This is a genomic window from Methanosarcina acetivorans C2A, from assembly GCF_000007345.1.
GTDB lineage: Archaea > Halobacteriota > Methanosarcinia > Methanosarcinales > Methanosarcinaceae > Methanosarcina > Methanosarcina acetivorans.
Window position 1 is genome coordinate 5,480,458 of record NC_003552.1, and the last position, 24,780, is coordinate 5,505,237.

15 protein-coding genes are annotated in these 24,780 nt (G+C 41.2%); 7 read left to right on the forward strand and 8 right to left on the reverse strand.

What is annotated here, in order from left to right:
* Window positions 1-350: 350 nt before the first annotated feature.
* Window positions 351-2,099: a DUF6541 family protein gene (locus MA_RS23190; RefSeq protein ID WP_226990701.1), complete on the reverse strand. Its 1,749-nt coding sequence runs from the start codon at window positions 2,097-2,099 to the stop codon at window positions 351-353.
* Between the two features lie 694 nt (window positions 2,100-2,793).
* On the reverse strand, window positions 2,794-3,699 hold the full coding sequence (locus MA_RS23195) for a polysaccharide deacetylase family protein (RefSeq protein WP_011024318.1): 906 nt from the start codon (window positions 3,697-3,699) through the stop codon (window positions 2,794-2,796).
* 2,577 nt (window positions 3,700-6,276) lie between these two features.
* On the opposite strand from MA_RS23195, the gene MA_RS23205 reads away from it, so the two are divergent.
* The 3 genes from MA_RS23205 to MA_RS23215 all read left to right on the forward strand — a co-directional run bounded on the left by MA_RS23205 (window position 6,277) and on the right by MA_RS23215 (window position 11,914).
* Window positions 6,277-8,031, forward strand: a complete 1,755-nt coding sequence (locus MA_RS23205; protein WP_048065988.1) for a disaggregatase related repeat-containing protein — start codon at window positions 6,277-6,279, stop codon at window positions 8,029-8,031.
* A gap of 1,253 nt (window positions 8,032-9,284) precedes the next feature.
* Window positions 9,285-11,366 (forward strand): disaggregatase related repeat-containing protein, encoded by a 2,082-nt coding sequence (locus MA_RS23210; protein WP_048065989.1) that lies wholly within the window; start codon window positions 9,285-9,287, stop codon window positions 11,364-11,366.
* A gap of 185 nt (window positions 11,367-11,551) precedes the next feature.
* Window positions 11,552-11,914, forward strand: a complete 363-nt coding sequence (locus MA_RS23215; protein WP_011024323.1) for a hypothetical protein — start codon at window positions 11,552-11,554, stop codon at window positions 11,912-11,914.
* Between the two features lie 275 nt (window positions 11,915-12,189).
* Here MA_RS23215 and MA_RS23220 read toward each other — a convergent pair whose 3' ends face one another.
* On the reverse strand, window positions 12,190-13,785 hold the full coding sequence (locus MA_RS23220) for a glycosyltransferase family 2 protein (protein WP_011024324.1): 1,596 nt from the start codon (window positions 13,783-13,785) through the stop codon (window positions 12,190-12,192).
* A gap of 680 nt (window positions 13,786-14,465) precedes the next feature.
* On the opposite strand from MA_RS23220, the gene MA_RS23225 reads away from it, so the two are divergent.
* From MA_RS23225 to MA_RS23240, 4 genes are all read left to right on the forward strand, one after another.
* Window positions 14,466-14,669 carry a hypothetical protein gene (locus MA_RS23225; RefSeq protein WP_048065990.1) on the forward strand — a complete coding sequence of 68 codons (204 nt, stop codon included), beginning with the start codon at window positions 14,466-14,468 and terminating at the stop codon, window positions 14,667-14,669.
* 542 nt (window positions 14,670-15,211) lie between these two features.
* On the forward strand, window positions 15,212-16,147 hold the full coding sequence (locus MA_RS23230; protein ID WP_011024326.1) for a UDP-N-acetylglucosamine 3-dehydrogenase: 936 nt from the start codon (window positions 15,212-15,214) through the stop codon (window positions 16,145-16,147).
* 210 nt (window positions 16,148-16,357) lie between these two features.
* Window positions 16,358-18,295: a hypothetical protein gene (locus MA_RS23235; protein ID WP_048065991.1), complete on the forward strand. Its 1,938-nt coding sequence runs from the start codon at window positions 16,358-16,360 to the stop codon at window positions 18,293-18,295.
* 93 nt (window positions 18,296-18,388) lie between these two features.
* The gene (locus MA_RS23240; protein WP_048066597.1) at window positions 18,389-19,849 is read left to right on the forward strand and encodes a lipopolysaccharide biosynthesis protein; all 1,461 of its coding nucleotides are present in this window, start codon (window positions 18,389-18,391) and stop codon (window positions 19,847-19,849) included.
* A 184-nt stretch (window positions 19,850-20,033) separates the two neighbouring features.
* Here the strand turns inward: MA_RS23240 and MA_RS23245 are convergent, their stop codons facing one another.
* The 5 genes from MA_RS23245 to MA_RS23265 all read right to left on the reverse strand — a co-directional run bounded on the left by MA_RS23245 (window position 20,034) and on the right by MA_RS23265 (window position 24,674).
* Window positions 20,034-20,324 carry a hypothetical protein gene (locus MA_RS23245; protein WP_011024329.1) on the reverse strand — a complete coding sequence of 97 codons (291 nt, stop codon included), beginning with the start codon at window positions 20,322-20,324 and terminating at the stop codon, window positions 20,034-20,036.
* 68 nt (window positions 20,325-20,392) lie between these two features.
* The gene (locus MA_RS23250) at window positions 20,393-21,607 is read right to left on the reverse strand and encodes a glycosyltransferase family 4 protein (RefSeq protein ID WP_011024330.1); all 1,215 of its coding nucleotides are present in this window, start codon (window positions 21,605-21,607) and stop codon (window positions 20,393-20,395) included.
* A 44-nt stretch (window positions 21,608-21,651) separates the two neighbouring features.
* Complete coding sequence (locus MA_RS23255; RefSeq protein ID WP_011024331.1) at window positions 21,652-22,578, reverse strand: glycosyltransferase; 927 nt, start codon at window positions 22,576-22,578, stop codon at window positions 21,652-21,654.
* The gene (locus MA_RS23260) at window positions 22,562-23,617 is read right to left on the reverse strand and encodes a polysaccharide deacetylase family protein (protein WP_011024332.1); all 1,056 of its coding nucleotides are present in this window, start codon (window positions 23,615-23,617) and stop codon (window positions 22,562-22,564) included. The genes MA_RS23255 and MA_RS23260 overlap by 17 nt, the downstream gene beginning before the upstream one ends.
* Window positions 23,601-24,674, reverse strand: coding sequence for a DUF354 domain-containing protein (locus tag MA_RS23265; protein ID WP_011024333.1), 1,074 nt, complete (start codon window positions 24,672-24,674; stop codon window positions 23,601-23,603). Before MA_RS23265 ends, MA_RS23260 begins: the two co-directional genes overlap by 17 nt.
* Between the last annotated feature and the right edge of the window lie 106 nt (window positions 24,675-24,780).

Here is a 24,780-nt window from a genome sequence, read left to right on the forward strand (position 1 = left end):
ATTTAAAAACCGAGATCTTTCGCTTTACTTTTCTGCGTCCTGCAGGGTTGCAGCAGCCTTTGAAGGCAAAAAAGAAGAAATATCCGGGTTTTCTGCCATTTTTAGTTTTTTATACATCCTAACGCCTTTATTTTTGGTTGGAGTCTTCTTTATTATCTGAAAAAACACTCTGTTGCGTTGAGAGGACAGAATTTATGATCTACTGCCAAATTTAATCTCTTGAGCGCAGCTCACTACTATAACCCAAAATTAGCCCTCTTGAGCGAAGCGAAAAGGGCAGCGTACTGCAGAGTCGCAACTCTGCCGAAGCGAAATTCGGGAAGCGCAACTCGGATGGCAATTCCGGCAGCTCAAGAACTGTGCTCGTAAATTTTTATGTCAAGAGAATCGTAAATCTTGCACAGAGGTTTATCTTCCTGAGTTTCGGAGCTGTTTCCGGCTGAAGAACCCATATAGGATACTGAATTTTCCTGGTTCAGAGCTTCTGAAAAAGTTGTTACGACAAGATAGAAAGGTCCGGCCGTGGAAGGACCTTTCAAAGACATTACATCCTCAGGACGGTTTACAGGGGCGGACCCGGAAGTGGTGTAAACCCCAGGAAATACATCATATTGGCCCGGAATGCCGGTAGAATTTCCTGAAAGGGTGGCATCCGCTTTTTCTCCGGAATACAGGACGTATGGATATTCGGCTTTTGATCCGGTCAGCCAGTTCATTCCTTCCACTTCATTCTGTGCGACGGCTTCCGAGATACCGCCTGCATATGGGGAGCTGAAACAGCTGAAAAACCCTAAAGTCCAGAGAAGCCCCAGAGCTAGGATTGTGGCGAAAAGTCCGGGGGCATACCCCTTCCTGAGAAGAACAATATAAAGAGAGTACCCCAGAAGCGGGATCTGAGCAAAGATGATGAAACTTAAGTTTACAAATCGGTCAGGAGGGTAAGGAATGAAGGGGTTTAAGAGAAAGCCCAGCTCCAGAAAGAACGAGACTATATAAAGGAATAAGAAGCGAGGGTACCTGCGGACAAAGTGTTGACAAAAACGGTTGCGGTTCTGCCATACGATTACTGTATTGATTAGAATAAAAATTAACGGGATGTAGTACTTGCCGTAATAGAGGTTGAAAAGGTGTATGAACTCGAAAATCCCGGGTTCCATGCTTGGAATTGTAGAAAAACCTGCATTTACCATGGTTTCAATACGCAGGGTAAGAGCCGGGAGGAAAATACCAAAAAACACCGAAGCGTACTTTGCGCAGAACAAGAAACCCCCAGAGGTAAATGACAGGAAAATAAAGAGAGGAACTATTTTTCCCGAAGAACTGGAAAGGGAATCCTGAACAAGATGCTTAAGATTGAGGATTTTTTTAAGAAATCCCGACTGCATGGCTTTACCTGCAAAAGTGAGCAGCAGAGCGAAACATACCAGGTACGTAAAGATAAAAGGATGAGCCAACGCGAGCAAAGGCATCATAAGGAGCAAACAAACAATCGAAGCCTTCCGATTTTTGTCGGAGATTGAATTCCATAGCAAGAGGAGATAGACAGGAATAAGGCAAAAACTGAGGTAATAGGGAACCGTTGAGACCTGGAAATGCCCGAAATATGGAATGACCGAGGATAGAAAAGTTACTAGGACCAGCTTTTCCCGGCTCATAAAGCCCCGATAAAAGAGAAACATACCGGTGATGAATACAATCGAAAAGAAAACAGGCAAAAAGTAAGATAATGCCTGTTCCTTCATTCCTGAGATCAGAGACAGCGCTGAGACCAGTAGAGGACCGGTAGGTGAGAGACTTGAAAAGGCAGAAAGCCCTGAAGAGTCGAAAGCCTCCGTATTTACCAGGACTGGATATGAGAATTCATCTCCTCTTCCTACTGAAGCGTAGCCAAGCATATAGGGGACGATTAACACGGTAATGTGGACAAGTATCAAGGGGAAGACTGCCTCGATCTTTCGAGATGTCAGAAGAATAAAGCAGGAAGAAAGGTAGCAAAAGAGCAGAATCAGGAAAAAATGGAAAGGAAGCTGCTCATAAATATTAACTGCATATCCTTCAGGCTGGACTTCTCTGAGAACAAAGAGACTGTAAACAAGCAATAGCAGAGAAACCGATGTTATAAAGTTTAAGATTTTATTATTAAGTATAGACAATGTGTCCCCATCCTTCCAGAAAGTTGCAAAACCCAGTTTCCTTACCTGTATATAAGGACTTCCCTTACAGCGACTCTACTCTCATAGAATACGCTTCTACAGGCAGTCTGCTGCAGGTAAACTTCCGTTCTCAAGATTTCCTTCTATCTAAAAATTTCCTTATAATTTCTCCTTTTTATTTTTCTGGTATCCAATCGCTCAACAAATAATTAATTGTTGTGCTTGATGCTCAGGTTAAGATACTTATTATCAATAAAAGTAATTTTATCATAGATAAAAATCCTTAAGAATTAAAGGCTTTCGGGTTTTTACACACGTAATCTACAGACCTTCATTATATTTCCATCATTATTGAGATATATGAATAAGTCACAAATTTCTGTCCATTAAGATATATAAATATCCATTAATTAAAAATAGATCGTAGAGCCCTGAAAGATCTAGAAAGCGGTTTTCCGAAAATAAGATTTAAGGGACAAGAATTCGGTTTCTTTACAAATCCCGCCACTCTTAGACTTCCTGACTATGTTCAGAATTAGATATTAGAGATAAAATCAGTTCAGGGAGCAGGAAACATTCAAAAAGCAGGAAAAGGCAAATTTCTGCCCAAAATTTTTTTAGAACACTGAGAAGTTTCCTTTTAAACGCATGATACTCCCGGATAATCCCTCAAGCATATTTTCTCAACTTCGCTCATCTTACCCAAGACATGCCGGATTCTCTCTTCAACAAGCCTCCCTTTTATGCACCAGTAAAATGGCCTTCTATTTCCAAGAGAGGGAAATCTTGCACAGGAGATATCCAGAGGATGGAAATAGAAAATTGTGTGCCCTCTTTTAAGACTCTGCGTAAGCCCGTCAAGTATGAATGAAGACCCCAGGAATCGAAGCATAGGCCCGCCTGATGAGGGAAACTTTAACCCGTGCTGGCAATAAGCCCAGGGGAACTCGATAAAGTTCCGGTCACTGCTTGCTTCAAGTTCGTTTTCCTCAGGATAATAAGGAAAAGAAGAAACGTTTCTGAGAGATGAATCCGTTTTGTTGTAAAAGGAATTCACGGAAACGGACGAATCATACTTAAATCCCATTTTTTCAAGGGAATCGATCATCCACCCGCCTACCAGAGCGTTTGGTGCTCTGTAGCCAACCAGCTTTTCTCCGCTGATTTTTTCGAGCATTTTCTTTGCAACCAGAGTTCTCTGCTCAAACTCTTCCACACTCATTAAAGGTCTTTTCGTTTTAGGATCTATTTTACAGGCGTGGTTCAACCCGTGACAGGCAAGTTCATGTCCCCGATCTACAATTAACTCTACCAAGCCAGGGTAGTGTTCGATTGTATCCGCAACTACAAAGAAAGTAGCATTTATGTTAAACTCATCAAGAAGATTCAGCACCCTTTTCGTGGGCTCACTTAAGAAATCATACCTTCCGTTCCAGTTCTTGAAGAATTCGTCTACATTCCTGTAAACCGAAAACGGAGAACTGCAGACAGAAGGAATATGATACCAATCTTCAAGATCTACAGTAACTGAAAGACTACCGGACATTAAAACCCCTCACCCCGAACATTTGCTTCATTGTGAAACCAGATTGAGAGTTCCACTAAAAGTGGTAATTTAGCAACTATGCATTCCCCACTGGCTTAGAAAGCTTCCCCAGCTAAAATAACATCTCTAGAGTATAAAAGATTTTTTGAGACATCAGAAGAAAGAAAAGAACTAAGAAACACTGAATTAATGAAAAATTACTGTAACGGCGAAAACAAAATAAAGAAAATTTTACCAGGGAGATAAGTATAAATAATAGATGTCCCCCACAAATCGTCTGACCAGACATTTAGTAAAATATGAAGGCTTCATTCAAAGCAAGCTAATTCATGAATACAATTGTTTTCCCGGAAAAAAGAGGTGTGGATTTTCCTGAAACAAAACAGATAGAAATCTTTTTTGGGGAATATATTACGAATGTATTGTTATAGAGACTTATAAGAAGGAGATTATTATAAGAGATTCCAAGGTGAGAGCTCTGATAAAACCGTTTTAACTGGTTTTTTAAGCCGATACTTGAAGATTCGTAACCCAGAACGTTTATTGGAACTGCTAATATCTGAAACAGCTTTTGAGTTACAAACCAATTGAAAAAAAGAGATCTTTTCCCAAATTTCCAGCATATCGAACAGAATTCCACGTCTTTGAGAAAAAAGGCAGGCTCGAAAAATAATCTCTGCCAGACTCCTGAATATTAATTGTGCTGCCGGAGAGAGAAAAAGTATTATTGTATTAGTCCACAGGATAAGGAGTGGATTCTACAGTTTACGGAAACTCCAGAAAAAGCATTTCTGGATGTAGTGGACGAACTCAAAACTTTGATAAGTGAGGTTCGGCTACTGAAGCTGTTTATCCTGTATCAATGTCATATTGATTTGAGTTTTAAGAAATGTAGTTGAATTTAAGAAATGTAGTTGAATAGAACAGCGGGAAAGTCAGTTTGGAAAGAAAAAATGTACTTTACTAGAAATAGATAATAGACAAAGGGAAAAAGTGAAACTACGTTGTGTGTTAATTAAGCCAATTTCCCCCGTTCCATTAAAGGACCATTCATGCGTCTTCGGTTAAGTGAGGAATCATGATAAATTGCCTCCATTTTCGTAACAGTTCTCAAAAACTGTATCCCATCGGGAGTTGGAACTGGGTATCGAGTTCATGTAAAGAGGACAAAATTTAAGGCGACTTTTGGTGCAAAATCGATATCCTTCAGGCAAGAAAATTCCTCAACCGATGACCAATGAAGGACCATTGCAAAATTCCTTTCAGGAGGTTCTTGCACACACCCGTGAACCGACCTAACATTAGGAATAAGATTTAGAACAGGAAAAGCGAAGTTTTAGAATAGGAATAAAGAGAAGTTACAAAAGATAAGTTACAATGTTGAAATTTCAGGTTTTGAGCCTGGAAGAAAGCAGGAATGGCATAAATCCAATTAGGATGAAAACAATAGCATTAGAATCGTTTCATTTTAGCCGAAAGAGAAGTGAAGAAAACAAAATAATTTAACTCGAATCTTCTTGTTGAGCAATTATGAGGAGAAAAGACAGCCACAATTATTTAAGTGTAACTCCTGTAGGTTGGAAAGAAAGATCACTACGCACCCAAAATGGTCTTAATTAAAAAAAACAGATAAAGGAGACCTCTGCACTCCTTAATTCAACCAGCTCGTTCCCGAAAATTCACGCAACCTTTTCTCTAAAAACTGCTTTTTTTCGTTTTAAGGAACGTACAAGAGTATAAAATTTTCAAAATCTTTATAAAAATGTTTTAAAAAATACCAAAAATATTTTATAATAGAATCACATAAATTCCGAAGTCAACTCATTATAACACAAATAAACAAAAGTTTCGCAGATGAGTTGACCGGGCTGAAAGCTACGGTTGACAAAAACAGGAAATTTGATCTGAAAATATCCTGTAATTGTGGCAAATTTTGAATAAAAGTCCAGAGCCAGAGCTTCTTATGTCCGTCCACCTCAAAAAACCATCCACTTGTAAAGTGAGAATAAAGAGTGAAAAATCCTCTGCACCGTGTCCGCCCCACAAAACGCAGAGAACCGAATTGGATAGATTCAAAAATATTACGCAGACGTAATTAGGATTTTTGAATTACCGTATAGATCCGACACAATTAGATATTTGATATAGACTCGGTCTAATTAGATAGTTCGGAAAAACATTACGAGTACGTAATATGGAATTTTGAGAAATATCTGGGAAAGAGTATATGATTATCCTAGAGTTTTTGAGTTTACTCAAATTCTAAATCCAATCCAGAGGCGATACGATGCTAAAAAAGAATCTAGGAACCCTATTCCTGACAACATGTCTTATTTTAACAACCGTATCAACTGTTGGAGAAATATAGAACTATTCGATAGTTTTTTTGAGTTTACCAAAATTCTAAATCCAACCCAAAGGTGATGTGGTGATAAAAATGAAGCAGGAAACCCTATTCCTGACGACGTGCCTTAGTTTGACTGCCGTATGTACCTTGGGAAATATACTAAAACCCAACAAAAAACTCTATAAAGTTTTTTGAAACTCAAATCCCAAATCCAACCCAAAGGTGATACGATGCTAAAAAGACAGATAGGAGCCCTACTCCTAGCAGCATGCCTAATTTTAACAGCCGTACCCGCTGCGTTAGGCGCACAGAATACAATAACTGTAAGTCCGACGTCTGGAACAAATGCCCAGACTGCAATTAATAACGCAATAAATTCTGTAGCAGCCGGAGCAACATCAAGTAACCCGGGATATGTCCTCCTTAGTGCTGGTACTTATCAGATAAGTGCACCTATAATTTTGAAATCTAATGTAATACTGAAAGGTGCGGGCGACAGCACAATAATATATGCTACGGGTTCAGTTTGTAACTCCGAGGGATCACCTGCATATGTATTCGGGTCAGGTGTTTCTAACGTTGAAGTATCTAATCTTCAATTCAAAAGTACAGCAACTGGACCAAGTGACGGAGGCCATGGAGACTATCGAAACTGCATAAAACTCACGTCTTCGACTAACAGTAAAGTACACGACATTTTATTCACTCGCTATCTATATGGTGATGGTGTCAGAATCAGTAAAAGTTCTGGAATAAATGTATATAACTGTAGAATAACATCCTCAGGACACGATGGCGTGTCATTTTTGTCCGGCACCAAGGATTCCAGAATGTATAACTGCTATGTTGAGGTTCAGACCAACACAGGTGTCAGGGTAGACAACTGTGCAAATATTGAAGTGGACCATAATACCTTCACAGGTAGCGCCGGGTCTGGCTGGTGTTGTGTTGAACTGGAAAATACACTGACAAATGTGAATGTCCATCACAACATTATGCATGATTACAAAGGATCAAGCAGCAGTGCAGGCATTGGAAATTGGAATGCAAAAGGATCGATTAGCGTCCATGATAATGTTATGTGGAACGTGTCCCCTTACGTAGAGGTAGGTTCAGGCACAAACATACTGGGACCGTCTGATCACAGTGTTGAGAATTGGGTAGCAAAAGGGTATGGATATGGCTCTCTTGGCAGTGTGTCAAGCTCACAGGATACAACTGTAGATTCGACATCTGAAACGGATACCCAGACTGCAATTAATGCAACTGCTGCAACGGAAACAAAAGAAACTGAAGTTGCAACAACCAATGATCAGACAACAGTTAATGAAAACACTGTAACAGCGACTACTCCTGAACAGGTAGCTGGAACTGAGAACACATCTTCAACAGAAGAAAATGCAACAGGCATTGTCATAGACAACCGCCTCAGGGAAGCATCTCCTGATGTCGTTTACCAGGACAAGGTATATATTGACATCGGAGGCAGGCCCGGAGTAGGTAGGTATAGAGACCTGATCCTTTTTGACCTGAGCAAATACGATGAAGCAGAGAATATTACCAATGCAACCCTGTCCCTTTACTGGTACTATCCTGATGGAATAGAAAGACCGGAAGATACGATCGTGGAGATATACAGACCTGCTGCAGCCTGGAGTCCCGAAAATGTGACCTGGAACAGCCGGGATACGGGAGTGCTCTGGACACAGCCCGGAGGAGACTGGTTCGACATGAACAATACCTCTCAGGGAGATGCACCGTATGCTACGATAACCCTGAAAGGAAGCGATATTCCGGACAACAGGTACTATGAGCTGAATGTAACCGAGCTCGTAAAAGAATACGTCAGCGGCGAGTACGAAAATACAGGGTTCCTGATCAAGACCCAAAACGAAAATGCGGATTATGTAGCATTCTACAGCAGCGATATCGAAGACAAAGACAAGCGTCCAACGCTGAATATAGAAGAGAAAGCTGTAGCATAAAAACCCTGACTTCAGGAAAAGAACTCAGAGAAGCTGGAAATGCGGAGAGAATAAAATCTCCGTAACCAGCCTTTGAGTTTTTCCAGCTCATTTTTATATAAGAAAAAATTCAGGCTAAAACACTATCTGGTTTAGCCAGATTCTTCTACCAACCTTAAAGGTTATGACTTCCAGACCTGTGGTGCAATAATTTTAAAAGAGATTTGAGAATTCTTTACTTAAGGATCAGTCTTTACAGGTTTGTGGATACGAATATAACCTGACTTCCGCCTTTTTAGGTACATACATCCCACTTTCCGCAGTAAATTTTCGCATATTCACATTTTTTCCTGCTATCGATTTTCAATAAAAAGTGGATTTATTGGACTTTTATGCAGGAGGTAAAGCAGCTATATGGTGTATCATAGAGACAAAAAAACGATATCATTCAATTTTCACCAAGTTCCATTAAAAGTCCAAATTAATTTGATTTGTTTCAAAAACGCTATCAGGGAAAATATTGATTTTTGAAAAAATACTGCGGAATGTGGGATACATGCTTTTCTGCAAATTTATGAAGTCAATTGATTGCGGTTTTATGGATGATACCTTATATCTGATGCGCTTAAGTTTGAACACATAAGTCAGCATCGAACCTACTTTCGGCAGGTAACTTGATTTTTTCCAAGTAGTTTTACTGATAGCGTTTTTGTGGGAAAACACATTTTCTTCCACATTAAACATTACTGCAAAAATGGTTCGTTACTTATATAAGGCGTAAGATTTGAGTCATATGTTAACCAGCTTCAAGTATATTACAAATTTGCAGAATGTTTAAAAAACAATATCAGCAAAAATATTTAATTCATAATGTCGACCTGCCTAATATAAGATCGAACGACATTTATGCACTTAAAAATGAGGAACTAAGAATATAACCTATATTCGACAGGTCGACATTAGATTTTGAGGATTTTTATTGATTGTGTTTTTCATACGTTTCATAAATATATAATTGGTTTGAAACTGGTTAACATACAACTCAGATCTCACGGCATATATAAACAATGAACCATTTTTGCAATAATGTTTAGTATCAGGGATAATGTGTCTTTCAGTAAAAACGCCATCAGTAAAAATATTCTGAAAAAAACAAGTTACCTGCTGAAAGCAGGATATAACCGGGACTTTACCGTTAAAGTTTTTTTGCGCCTCCCAACAGATAACCTTTTTTAAGCTTAGAGATTTATAGTTAAGTGTATCGGGGGTATAAAATGAACGAAAATCAGCAGATATACAGACTGGGGGAAAAAAAGAGAAAAGGGATCCTGATCTTAACTCTTATAACTCTTGTTACAATTGTAACTATTGCTCTCTCAAATGCCCCGCCCGAACAGACTGTTTATGTAAATACCGACGGGAGTGGAGATTTCAATTGTGATGGAACCGATGACCATGTCGAGATTAACAAAGCCCTCGCATACGTTACAGAAAACCCGGAGTACACAACCGTTCATTTGAAAGGCCCCAACACATACGTCATCTCGGACAGCATCTTCATTGGTAGCGATACAATCCTGGAAGGGGACTCCACAGCTGTGATAAAACTTGAAGATAAGGCAGACTGGCCATTAGAGAAACCCCTGATTACCCAGATCGATAGTTCGGAAAACCATAATATTACAATAAGAGGCTTTGAGATTGACGGGAACCACGATGGGAATAAAGAAAAAAGCAGAGGGAAAGGGTACCACAACCTGATCCATTTCCTAAATTGTAAAAATATTCAGGTTTACGATATGTATATGCACGACAACCACGGCGATGGGCTGAAAGTGGTGAAAGGATCCAATATTCAGTTTTACAATAACACCGTCTATAAACTCGGGCATGACGCTCTTTACATAATCTATTCTTCGAACATAGAAGCCTGGAACAACAGGATAACGTGCAGAACAAACAGCGGACTCAGAGTATATAATGGAAACCACGTTAAATTCTATAACAACGTCATCAATTCCGAAGGGGAAGGAGGAGCAGGAATTGAAATCCAGAAAGCAGGCGCTTCAACAGCAATGAATGATATCGAAATCTACAACAACCTGATTTATGAAACAAATACTGCAGGCATCTGGATTACAGGCTACGGGTCCGAATATTCAAAAGACTCTGCAAAAGACGTGTACATTCACAATAATAAATTTTATAAAACCGGTATTAATGCCGGAGCTGACTGGTCAGGAGGAATTGTCCTCAACGGTTTTTACGACACCCTGATAGAAAACAACATATTCGATAGCTGCTACGGGGCAGCAATTGCCCATAAAGAAGTAGATGAAGAGTTTTCAGCTCCGGGCTCAAACTACACAACCATCGCACGAAATAATATAATAATAAATACCCAATCAAGCCCTACAGCCGGGGAAGGTTATGCATTTTATAACAAATTGCAAAACACCCACTCATTCATCCTTGAAAACAACTGCCTCTCAAACAATTTGGGCGGAGACTACATGTATGCCAGCTCTACTTCGGATGTACAGGCCGATCCCGCACTTATCGAACAGATAGGTAAAAACGGGTCTTCAGTGCAAAATCTGCCCTGCGCAGACGCCATAAATGCCGGACCGCAGGAAACGCCACCTGAGATCGAGCACGGCATGGGACAGGAAGAAGGATCATATATTGAAAGGGCGATCTCAAAAATGGTAGGGTTTGTGAAAAATACGTTTTTGGGTTTTGCTTCGGGAGAATCGGAGGAAGAAAACCTAAAAATCATCTCACTTTCGGTTGCCTCGGACAACCGGCTGAAAGAAGAAGCTCCTAACACGACGTACAGGGAAACCGAATATATAGATGTGGGAGAAAGGCCGGGTGGAGGAATATACAGGGACGTTATGCTGTTTGAACTGAAGCAGCTGGATGAAACAGACAGTATTGAAAAGGCAACCCTTTCTCTGTTCTGGTATTACCCTGAAGAAGCCAGGCCGGAAGATATTGTTCTGGAAGTTTACAGGCCGGAAAAATGGTGTGAGGAACACGTTACCTGGGAAGAAAGAGAAATAGAAACCCCCTGGCAGAACCCGGGAGGAGACTGGTACGACAGGAACGATGTTCTGCAGGGCAGCATGCCATATGCTACGATTACCATTAAAGGCAGTACCCTTCCTGACAACAGGTATTATGAACTGGATGTAACCGAGCTCGTAAAAGAATATGTCAGTGGAGAATACGAAAATACCGGTTTCCTGATCAAAGCCCGCAGTGAAAGCAGCAATTATATTGCATTTTACAGTTCGGAATGGCAAAACAAAGCCCAGAGGCCAAAACTTACTATAGAGTATGTAAATGAATAAGTGAACGAATAATACAAACCAGAATGAGATAAGCAATACAAACCAGAATGAGATAAGCAATACAAGCCAAAATAATAAAGCAATATAATTCAGACAAAACAATATAATTCGGACCCAGTAAAGAGTACGGGCATATAAGGTACAGGCAACATATAGATATAAATGAAGACTCTTCATGTCCTTCGATGCTTCTTTTCGGACATCATGGAATAACGCGGGGGATATTCGTCGGACTCGGGGTAATTATCCCTAGCCTGAAATCCGCAATAGATTTAAGGTATCTCGCTCTTGGAGCCCTTTTACCTGACCTTATAGACAAGCCGATAGGGAAAGTAATATTTGCATCGACCTTTTCGAATGGGCTTATGATAGGGTATACCCTGTTGTTCAGCTGTCATCTTGTTCTTGCAGGAATTTACCTGTATCAAAAAAGAAGAGATCCCAGAGTATTTGCCCCTGTTTTTAGTTCTTTTTTCCATATCCAGGAAGATCATGTTTGGACGCCCTCAAGCTTTTTTCTGGACTCTGCTTGGATGGAGTTTTCCTAAGGATCCATTATTATACAGGCCTTGAATACCTGGTAAAAATGCTTGAAAGCTCATTCAAACAGGAATTATCTCCTACGTTCATTTCGGAAATTCTGGGGATAGGAATAAATTGTTATTTTTACGGGGAGCCGAATAAAAAAATGTTGACTAAATACAGCTCCGAGTAGGAAATCCGGGATAAAAAAGAGAGGATTAAAAGATCCCGGATTAAACAGATGGGTTGTTTATTAAACAAAATACTTAAGGGAAGGACCTGGAAGTTTTACTTCCGGACCTCAACGAGCAAGTCCTACCTTTTCATTCTTTTTCTTTTCAACCTGCATATCAAAGAGCATTCCGAACAGGAGCATCTGAAGTCCGGTACCCAGTACAAGGAAACCGAGCAGTGGGTAATAGGATGGAAGCGGATTTTGAAGCAATAGCTGCAAAAGTCCCCAGATCCCAAGGAGGACGCTCAAAGGCAAGGCGAACATCCCGAGGAAGTAGAACAACACCAGAGGATGGAAGTCAAGCACCGTGTATTTGATCCTGAGCCTCCAGAGAAAACCCCTGAAAAGCATTGGTGAAACCTTACGGATATACTTACTGTACCTTATGGAAGATTTTTCTCTGCCGTAACGGGCAGGAATTACCACGTCCATGACCCTCATTCCAAAGGCGTTGAGCTTGATCAGCAGGTCGTTACAGTAGCCGTAGTAAGGATAAACGGAGTCCAGATCGATAACCTCAAGAGCCTGCCTGGAAATGGCTGTATACCCGTTCTGCGGGTCCATGATATGCCAGTATCCACTTCCTATTTTAGTCAGGAAACTTAGCAGGAGGTTTCCAAAAGACCTCCACCTGCTCATCCCGGCCATGAAATTGTCTGAGAGAAGCCGGTTGCCCTTTGTATAGTCGGCCAGTCCCTCAATAATCGGGAAGATCAATCTCGGAAGCTGGGTAGGGTCCATCTGGTTATCCCCAGCCATAACTGCTACAATATCCATTTCGTCTTTTAGAGCAAGCTTGTACCCGTCAATGATCCCTGCTCCGACACCTTTGTTTACTTCGTGGCGCAGATAAACGATTCTCGAGTCTCCGAACTTTTTTACAATTTCTCCGGTCCGGTCAGTACTCCCATCATCGATAACATAGATCCGGTCAACATATTCCGGAATCCCGTTCAAGGTCTCTCCGATAAGCAGTTCTTCGTTATAGGCAGGCACTACTACCCCTATACGGGTGCTTTCAAGCTTTCTGAATGCCGGGTCAACGTCAAAGCTCAGGTAGTTAACCTTAAGTTTTTCGGATTTCGCAGCAGAAAGCAGGGAGTTCAAAGACAGATGCTCTTTGCCTGAGTTAATATCCTGAAGTGCTTTCGAAGTCACGGCAAGAAAACCTATCTTTTCTTTGAAGGTACTTTTCCTGTTCAGAAGCATGACTGTTTCCTGTTCACAGGAAACCCTACAGGGCCAGGAACCTACCGACAGGTCAAATCCCAGCCTCAACGGCTCAAGGACATGAGAAATCAGGTCTATGTCCTGCATGCACTCAGGATAGATAAGAACAACAAGCTCGGAATCAAGGGATACCCTGTAAAGGACTTTGAGCAGGGCTTCCTCTCCTCCTACCAAGGGAACAACTCTTGCCCCACCAAGAGATGCCACTTCCATAGTTCGGTCAGTAGACCCTTTGTCAAGCACAAGTACGCGGTCTGAGTAACTTGCCGCAAGCAGGACTTTGCTTCCTATGGAAGCTTCTTCGTTTTGAGCCGGAATCAAAACCGTAAACTCGTGCCTTAGATGCCTATCGGAAAGTTGAGACGGCGATGAAACTATACTGGTAGGATTGGAAATTAGAGAACTAAGACAAAGCGTAAGGGCCGAATACAAACCCTTTCCACCCCCTTATGAATATGCATTATACTATAACCCCCTGTATGTGTATAAATGCAAAAATATTAAAGGCTATCATTTAAAAGATTTTTAAACGAAAATATATATAAAGTTAAAATTTTATTGAAAATTATCTGTTAAAATATTAATAACTTAGGGGGATACTTCTTTTATTAAATAAAGAGTTGAGCGTATATAAGAAAGAACCAGAACTCCCGGATTTCGGTTTTTGAACCTTCGGAATCCCGGAAAGATAAGGCATATATTCTGGATACTTAAAAGAGAGCATACTCAACAGGTGGATTTACGGCAAAAGCAAGTTTATCCATTACAAGTTTACGCTCCCTCCGTAACTGGAAAAATGGAAAACTCCCTGTCATTTGATTAAAATGATATACTTTTGTCATCGGTTAACGAATTTTATGCACAACTTCGAATACGACGTGTAGTGTTTTTCCAATAGAATCCGCTTATATGTTGCATAAAAAATAGCACTTTTTGATGTTTTGTTCCTTAACCGAATCCAAACGAAATGATATATGATGTTTCAACGTTATTTTTTCGGATATCATGGGAACATGGAAAAACTATAAAAAAATTATAAGTGGTGCAGTAATATATTAATTGTATGCTCCGACCGCGTCACATATCATAGCATTACTCTCAGGAACCAGTACATGAAAGAATTTAACTACCCTGCACAAGTTGATACGAGAAAAAATAGCATAACAATCAATATCCCATTGAGAAAAATGACGTGGTTATCGCAGGAAGAAAATAACAGAGAAAATAAATGGCTGAAAAGTCTTTGGAATTCAGGAAGCAGCCTTTCCGGAAAAAATAACATATATACAGAGAACTTATTTACCCTGCCGTCATAAAGAAAGAAGGAGCTGCAGAATAGAAAGTAAAGGGACAAAAAAGCACACCTATATAGTCATCCCTGAGAGCACTGGAAGCGGCAAGTGGGTTTTTTTAGTTCAGAAGAATTCAAGCAAAATATGAAAAGTTTTAATAGGCTTCAAAAAATTAGGCAGAAGAGTTCAATATATGCGCATAGTCAGCGATTACTGACAAAAAATATTGATGTAAGGCTGAAACGTATATTCTAAAAATATTTATGAATTTAGGGGGAGAAGGCATAATAAGGAAGGCATATGCCGTTAATTTGGGGAAAAAGAGTTTGAGATTCGACTTACCTGCATTCTGAAGGCTTCCATAGGATGAAAGGAACAATATGAAAAAAAAAACTGGATTGAAGCCATCTGAAAAATCAGTAAGAACTCAAAATCTTTCTTGTAAAAATTGATCTTTGTTTACTGATAGCACACTACCTGTGTGAAAATTATCCCGTCTGATTAGCAGAACATCAGACGAATAGAGACAGAAAACCTGATATAAATCATTCCGGGGGGTAGAATAATTGATACGTGTAGGAGTGGTCGGAACCGGTTACATGGGGGAGAACCACGTCAGGATCTATAGTGAAATGGAAGGCGTAAAACTGATAGGGATTTCCGATCCCAATACTTCAAGGGTAAAAGGGCTTGCGGTAAGATATGGTACACTGCCTTTTGCAGACCATAAAAAAATGTTCGAGAAAACGAAACTTGACGCGATAAGTATCGCAGCTCCAACTACCCTTCATTGCCCTATAGTGCTTGACGCCCTTAGAGCCGGGGTGGACGTGCTTGTAGAAAAACCTATTGCAGACAGTGTGGAAAATGCAACTGCAATGATCGAATCCGCGGAAGAAATGGACAGGCACCTTATGGTCGGGCATATCGAGAGATTTAACCCTGCGGTTCTGAAATTAAAAGAAATCATTGATTCGGGAACTCTAGGGAAAGTCGTCTCCGTTTCAACCAGAAGAGTCGGTCCTTACAATCCCAGGATAAGAGATGTGGGAGTAATCCTGGATATTGGGGTTCACGACATAGATATAATCTCTTGCATCTATGGAATGAAGATTAACCAGGTATACGCCGTAGCAGGCTCGGATATTCACTCTTTTGAAGACCATGCGACAATTCACCTTCGCCTTAACCATGAATACTCGGGGCTTGTGGAAACAAACTGGCTTACTCCTCACAAAATTCGGAAGCTTACAGCTGTTGGCCTGAAGGGGGTTGCATATCTGGATTACCTTGATCAAAGTGTGGAGCTCCACAACGATGGATGGGTCCAGAAAGCCAGGGTAGAAAAAGCCGAACCTCTGCAAAAAGAACTCTCCCATTTTATCTGCTGCGCAAGGGATGGAACCTGCCCGATGCCCTCAGGGGAAGAGGGGAAGCATGCCCTGGAAGTGGCACTGGCTGCAATCCAGTCATACCAGGAAGAAAAAATGATTGAAATCTGAAGCTGCAGCCAGGTAAAATTCATAAGGATCCAATCAATGAATTCGCCTCTTTTGCAGGGAAGATGCATGTAAATATGCAGGTGAACAGGAAGTAAAGATTTTACCTTCAGCGCTGAGGAACCCGAAGGAGAACTTAACCGCATTTAGGATGGAATATGTTTCATCGGGAAACTATATAATCCTAAAGAAAGTTATTATGTTGTGGGTCGTATGGAAACCATAAAAGTTTTTAAAGATAGGCTTACCGGAAACCTGGACACGATTCTCAGTGCAATGGGATTCAGCTTAGGCGTGTTCATTGTTTCATTATATTACCTGATTAATTTAAACCAGAAGGACATCGGAACTGCCGTGCTTTCTGCCTGCTTAATCTATTTTTTATTCAGAAAAAAATTCAAGAGTGAGGCTCCCGTTTCCTCAGAAAAAGACAGGTTAAAAAATAGACTCAACCTTTCCTTTTATCTCGTGTTTCTGATAAGTGTGCTCGTATACAGCATGAACCTGTATTACAGACCGATATCGTATTTTATACTGATATGCACACTTGCAGCAATCATAGCTTCGGAAATCCTTTATGTAAGAAAAGGAGACAAGGTAGCTCCGATACTGCTGCAGATATTCCTTCTTTCAATCCTTATAAGAGCCGGAATTTATTATAATTTCCCGAGCCTCATGGGTTATGACGCTTATTTCCATGCAGGCATGGCAAAACTGATTACTGAGACAGGAGCTGTTCCTCCGATTGAGGTCAGCAGCAAATATTTCTATTACCCACTTGCCCACATTTTTGTCTCTATAACCCAGTTGATGGGTGGGCTAGACATCAAGGACAGCTTCTTTTATTCTATAGGATTTGCCGATATTTTCAGCACGGCGGGGATTTACCTTATAGGAAAGAAACTCGAAGGCCCTCAGATGGGCTTGCTTGCAGCCTTATTAATAAATTTAAATAATCACAATATCGTTAGCGGGATTACAAATATAACCCCGGGTTCCCTGGTTCTCTGCTATTTCATAATTATCCTCTATGCAATCTTTAGTGAAAAGCCGGGCTTGACGCAGACAGGAATTCTACTCATGGCTACGGTTCTGATAGTACTGACCCACCAGTTAACGACTTTTGTGGTTCTTCTGGCAATAATTTCGATTATAGTGGGAAAATTCCTGCACAACCACCTTTATGAGAGTTTACCCACTTCAACGTTCAGTTTTAATTACATCCTCTTTTTTGTTATTTGTCTGCAAACCTACTGGATGTTTACATATGTCACTCCAGGGACCTCTTTTTTTGAGATGATCTTCAGACCTCTTATAGATGTACTTCAGGCCGGATCCAGTTACTCAAGCGATGAGCTTATAATGGGGACTGCAACCAATCAAAACTCAATGGAAACACTAATACTTCACATAAGTTACCTTGCCCTTCCTTTCTTTGCAATAGGAGGAGTCTTGACTTGGTTTTCCCGCAGGGACGCCGAAAAAATCGATAAGTTTTCAATTGCTCTGGTTGTTGTAATTCTGTATAGCTTTGCTTACGGGATTCCTTTACTGGGTATGAGAAATTTCCTTACAAGCAGGTGGTTCCCGCTAATAGCAGTGTTTCTGGTACTTGTAGCTGCCTCATATATGTTAAAGCTGGTAAGCCTGTTTAACTCCAAAAAGGCAAAAATTTCTGCAATTTTCATAATAATGTTGTTCTTCTCATTCGTAATGGTCACTACGCCGGGAATTAATAAAGACAACCCTCTTGTAGGAAAAGAAACAACTGTAAGGAACCAGTTTAAGAACATTGAAATCCAGCCTGTGAAAACACTATCTGCAGTGTATTCAGGAAACATTCTGATGGATGCCCCCTATGACAGCTGTCTTTTTTATCGAGACCCGGGATACAATGTGGATAACGCAACATACTTCAATACGAACCAGGTAGAGTCGGGAGAGATCAGCGGCGAGCATCTGGTACTGCTAAGAAGAGCAACCCTTCGGGAACCAATATCCATAAATGTTCCGGATAGATACGGGGTAAACATTATCAAGCCGTTGCCAGCAGAGTTCTTCAACAGCTTCGATGCTCCGGAGTATGCACTGGTGTATGACAATTCAGAGGTGCTGGCTTACCTTAAAGAAAGTAAAGAAGTCAAAAAATAAAGATTCATTGGAAACTATTATATAAGTCGCCGGTGTGGAAAACCCCATCTACGACAAAAAACAGGATTAATGTATTTCAAAGTTGGAAACCCCATGTCGAACTTCATCACGAACGTACTAAAACTTGTTTCCGGAAGTGTTACTGCACAGCTCCTAGGTATAATTCTAATACCTGTAATCACAAGAATTTATAATCCAGATGATTTTGGAATTTTTCAGCTTTTTATAGCAATCTCAGGCGTACTTGTGATTGTTTCTACTTTTTCGTACCAGCTTGCAATTATGCTGCCAAAGACAGAAGAGGATGCTGCAAATGTCACTGCCCTGTGTACCTTACTGGTAACTCTTATGACTTTAATCACAGGCATAGTGACTTTGCTCATTCCAGATAATATTGACAATATTTTCAAGACCCCTGGGATTTCAAAATACCTTCCTCTTCTTCCGTTAATAATATTCCTTAATGGGATGTTTTTTGTGCAAAATTACTGGCTTTCAAGAAAAACCCGTTTCGGAGTCATTGCAGGATCCAGAGTTTCGAACACCTTAACGTCAAAGTTATTTCAAATAGGATTTGCGAAATTGATTATTACCCCATTGGGTCTGATTGGCGGATTCATTGCAGGGTATGCATTTGCAGACCTTATCATGCTTAAGGGCATAAAAAAAGATATTAAGGTTTTCAAACAGGTTTCAATTAAAAGAATGAAAGAGATGGCCATCCAGTACAAAAAATTTCCGTTATTCAGCTCCTGGTCATCGATCGCAAACACTATTTCTCCGCAGGTCCCTTCTTTTTTACTTGCATACTTTTACACTACATCAGTTGTGGGACATTTTTCACTTGCAAATCAGGTTGTAAACCTGCCAATGGGAATTGTCGGCACCGCTATAGGCCAGGTCTTTTTCCAGAAAGTAAGTGAGGTTAAGAACGGGAATGTGGAAGGAGACATGAAGACTATAGTTGAGGAGGTTTACAAAAAGCTGATTTCAATAGGACTCTTCCCTATGATACTCCTGATGATCCTCGGAGAGCAGATTTTCGTTTTTGCTTTTGGAGAAAACTGGGGTATTTCAGGAACATATGTAAGAATCCTTGTGCCCTGGATCTTTCTGGTTTTTCTTTCTTCTCCGATCTCAACTCTCTATAACATATATGAAAAACAGAAAGTATGGCTCACCTTCAGTATAGTTCTCCTTGCTTCAAGGATAATATCCCTGGTTATCGGGGGAACTTACGGAGACCCCGAGTTTGCCCTTGCCCTTTACAGTTTTACAGGAATTGTGTTCTGGCTCTGGAACAATGCATACCTGCTAGGGCTTGCAGGAATTAGCAAGAAAGAAAGCGCAGGAATTCTTATAAAATATTCTACAATAGGCGTCATCGTTTCGATCCCGCTAATTCTGATAGAATTGATTTCTACAAACTTTTACCTGATAATATTTGCAGCCGTGATCATGACGGTCATCTATTATGCAATAACCCTCCACGAGGATCCCATGTTCAGAAAAATGTTCTCAACTTTACTTGTAAACGTAAGAAATCGGAACTGAGAAGGAAAATTAAATCTTCTTCTCAGGAAACAGAATTTTTTAGAATTTAACCGCCTTAAAGACCCTTTTCATACCTTTGAGAAAAAACTGAGGAAAACGAAATAGAAAAGAAAAGAAAAAACTGAAATAACAAGATCCACGAAGGTCCCAAGAATTTTATGTGTATCCTGCATGCGTGCTAGCTTTAGAGCTGGAGCCTTCTTTTATAAAGGGGCCCGCAATAGCCAGTCATTTTACAGGTTGAAGACCCTATTTTCAGCATACCTTTAAAGTTCTTAATGAAAAAGGGGCATCCGCCCACAAGTTCACCGTTTATGGAACAACCATAAATCTTAAAGTCTCTGGAAAGGGTGTCCCTGCAGATTCCCAGCCAGTCACTTGCGTGAAAGATCATACCGGGTTGAGCTTTTTCCACAAGCAGATCCCAGTCTTTGGATTCAGAAGGTAATAATTCTCTGACTTCAATTTCGGACATTTTAAACCCCTGTAATAGACAATAATGTGTTTATAATCAATTAAAATAAGAAGTAGATTTTTGGGTATTCAGTCCCTGAGTCCTGATTTGCAGACTCCGTCTACCTGTTTTGCAACACTGTACCAGCTGTGATTTTCAGTAACATAACTTAAACCTTTTAAGCCTATATTTTCCCTTGATTCTCGATTTTCAAGTAGCTTTGAGATGGCTTCCGCAAGAGCTTCCGGGTTTTCCGGAGGGACGGGAATCCCGCCTCTCGAAGCCTCAAGTACATCGGCAACCCCGCTGATCGCACTTGCAACAACTGGCTTTCCGCAAGCCATATACTCATATAATTTCAGAGGGGAAAGCCCTATTTTTGCATTCCTTGCCAGGATAAAGGGCGCAGCACAAATATCACTTGCATTGATATACACAGGTACCCGGTCATAGGCAACCACACCTGTGAAAACTAACCTGTCTGCAAACCCGAGGTCTCTTGAGAGGGAGAGCAGTTCATCCTTCATAACCCCATCGCCGACAATAAGAAAACGGCATTCCGGGTATCTGGCAAGTATTGAAGGAACCGCCTTTACCAGATATTCGACTCCCTGCCAGGGAGCAAGATTTCCCACGAAACAGACATAAGGAGTTTCCGGGTCAAGCCCAAGCTCTTTTCTGCATGCAGCCTGTCCAAGAGGTTTGAAGAGAGAGGTATTTGCTCCGTTAGGAACCACAGTTATTTTTTCTCCGGGAATGTTGTAAGCACTCTCAAGATTCGCTTTTATTCCCGGAGTCACGGCGATTATCCTATCCGAAAGTCCGAGAGCTTTGTTCAGAACCGAGATCTTTAACCTGGATTTTGCGGAAGAAAAAAACCTGGATAAATTTACCGTTTTTCCCTCCTGCAAGGCTTTCTCTTCATCACATCTGGATTTGATAAGGCTGCTCTCATCTTCCGGGATCCCGTTTAATTCATAAACCAGAGTTTTACACCTGCCTTTGCAAAAGAGCCCGGCAAGAAAACCGAAATTCGGATTTCTTGTATACAGGACATCAAAAGTTTCTGAACCGACCAGCCAGGTAGAACTCCGGAAATAATTGATTGTAAGGGTAAGCAGGCTTCCGGGACGTATATAATGGCAGTGGACGTTGTCCAGGTGAGAAAGAGTGGAACTATCCGTAGTGAAGATATGGATTTCATTATCCAGCTTTGCAAGGTTACTTACAAGCTCATGCCTGTGGATAAGGGATCCGTCAGCCAGGTAAAGTGGCCACACTATATCCAGAAAGAGCAACTTCATACTACCACCTTAATCCAATATTCCATTGAAATATCTTAGGGTGTTCATTGCTCTCCCTGCTTGGCATCTGTAGAGTTGCGGCTTAAAAACCCTGAAATCCTGGAAAATAGCAGACCCAGATTTTGTTTTCTATAATAAGCCCTTATTTCCATATCCCCGATCTTTTTCTCCCTCTTAACGGCTGAATTGAGATATCCGTATAAGTATGCAATTCCTGTGTAATATGGGGACTTGAAGGAATAATAAAACGTATTAAACAGAACCATAGGCAGATTTTTATCCATGTAATAAGCCATCCAGCCATTTTTGACATATCCCTTCCAGAGACCTTCTCCTGCGCTAGTCTTTCGTTTCTGGATTTCAACCACATCTGCATACTGTCGGAGCTGCCAGCCCCGAAGAAGAGCTTTAGTATTGGAAATGGAATCCGGGGAAGGTTCTACCTGATAACCTTCGGTTTCAAGGAAACAGGACTTTCTCCAGAGCCTTCCTGTGCCGCGAGGAAGATTTTTATCGGAGACTTCTCGGGAAAGCTTGCCGCCGACATCATAGTAAACCCCTCCGCTTGCAATCCCGAGAGAAGAATCTTTTTCAAATTCGCCTATTAATTTCCCGAAGTAGTTTTCTTCGAGTACGGTATCGGCATCAAGGAGCCCTATGTAATCATACTCAATACCATTTACCCTGCAGTATTCCAGTGCATAATCAAATCCCTGTTTGCAGACGTAGCTATAGTGAAAGGTTATGTCCCTTGGCCTTGGAGGGAGCCTTATGCTTCGAATCCAGGGGTGTCTTGCCTTCAACCCTTCAAGAATATGGGGAGTCTCGTCCGTACTCCCATCGTCCACTATGATCCAGAGTGTAGGTGTTACTTTCTGCCCTGTTACGGACCCGGAAACGTCAGGCAGGTTGTCCTCTTCATTTCTTGCAGGCGTAATCAACAGGTATTTCCTTTTAGACTCGGGATTCATTGTCCCACCACCTGTAAATCTCCTCTCCGCTTGTCATCCATGCCCCTTTTTCAGAGCAGTACTGCAGCGCATTTTCGTAGAGTTTGATCCAGTCTTTTCGGAAACTGCACCCGAAAACAAAGTTGTGCCACAGCAGGGTAATTACTCCATTGAACCTTGCTGTCGTATCTATAAGATCCTTTGTGCATCTCCAGGCTTCCTCAAAAGATCCGGAAGCCTTGAAAAGAGCAACATCCATTACAGTAAGCGGAATTTCCAGTATGTCTATCTCCCTGTCTTCGTTTAGATTATATGGTCTGAAAGGATGGCACATGCCATTCCTGAAGCCGACCGAATCACTGAATCCGAAAGTTGAATCATAGCCGAACCCTGCATCTGCAAGCAGTTCCCAGGTTTCGGGAGTTTTGAACCGGAGATAATGGTTGCGAAAACCCAGGACTTTTTTACCCAGTACGGCTTCCAGCCTTTCTTTTTCACGTTTCAGCGCTTCGGGGTCGTTGTATGAATAATAGCCCCCATGCAGGCCAGCTTCCCATCCTCTGTCGGAAATCTCTCCCAGAGAGCCTTCCAAGTCTTCAATATCATATCTGAACCTTTTTGGATCTTTTCTGCTTGCAATGAAGTAAAAAGAGGACTTTGCCCCTAAATCTTCTTCAAGATCCATGATTTCGGAAAAGTTAAGGTAAGGGGAATACTCAGCGCCCCGGAATTTCCAGAGAAACTGGGATTCCAGACCCCGGAGATCCAGATCTTTCAAGCAGCAGGCGGAGGACAGCAGGCAGTGGGAAAGAGGAGGATAAATATCATCCATATCATGAGTCAAACACACAGCAAAGGTCCTGTTTTCCGGAAATTCAACTTCCATCCCGTGATCTACCAGGAATCTGGAAACCTCAGGCTCGGAAGCGTTTTTCAGGTATTTTTCAGCGAAAAGAAAACGTCCGTGCTCATCGAGCTTTTCAGGGCAGTACTCTTCTCTTCGGGAAAAAAGATCCCAAATATTTGAGTTTTGCTTCAGTAAGTCATGCATAGCTCTCATCCGAAACCACTGGCATGGAAACCCCTGGCTTTTTGCCAGGAAGACTTTCTATGAGCTCTACCATAAATTCGGTCACGTTAATTTTGTCCCTGAGCAGGGCAGCTCTTTTGAGGCCCCAGGTCTTCTTAAGTTCGGGATCCTTGAGAAGTTCCACAGCCTTTGCAAGGGCAGCTTCTGACTCACTGTAATTGAAGAGCAAACCGTACTTTTCTTCGAGCTCCGAAAAGTTCCCCATAGTCCCTGCAAGGGAGGAAACATAGATAGACGGAGTACCAAGAATTGCGCTTTCTACAGCCATAGTTGCTCCTTCCCCCACGTATAATGTGGCATAATAAAGAAGATCATGGATTTTTTCAGAGGGGACCCTGATCCTGTACCGCTCAAATTCTTCTGCCAGTTTCCCTTCCGAAGAAATAAAAACCTTCCCGAACTTTTCGAATTCTTTAAGAAGTGACAACTTATTATCAATTCCGTGCTGGCCTACATCATGATGTGCACCCCATGAAATAAAGCGCAAGATTACAAACGGTTCACCTACCTCTACCCCGAGTTCCCGTAAAACATCAGGATTCGGGGAGAAGTAAGCGGGATGAAGATATGCCAGTTCATGATAGCCGCTATACTTGAGCTGCTTTTTTCCTGCATCTTTTTTAAAGGAGGTGGGAGTGCAGATAATATTGCAGAAAGGATAGGTCATTTTCTGGGCTATTTCTGCATGTTCGGTATCATTAAAAATTATGGATTTTTTTCCCAGTGCCCAGGCTACATGAGCAACCGGAGGAGAGAGAATGCCTATAATGAGGTCCGGGTTAAACTGGCGAGCAATTTTATAAAGTTTAGACTCTCTTACGAACCACTCTTCAAACAGGTGGACCTTACCCGACCTGACCTTGCTTAAAACTGTATGTGGGATTTTGTAGGCATCTAATAACTCTATTACAACGTCTTTATCCCTTGAGACAATCATTACCTGATGTCCTTTTTTTTCAAGATTCCAGATAGTATTTTTAAAAAAATGAACGTGAGCCGGATGCCCTATATCAACAATGACCCTCAAGATTTTCACTCCCTAAATGGTCTCACACTTTGATTCCACGAACTGAGGAAAATGGACAGTTTTCTTACTGGAGGGCAGCGGTAAAAAGGAAAGTAAGAAACTATTT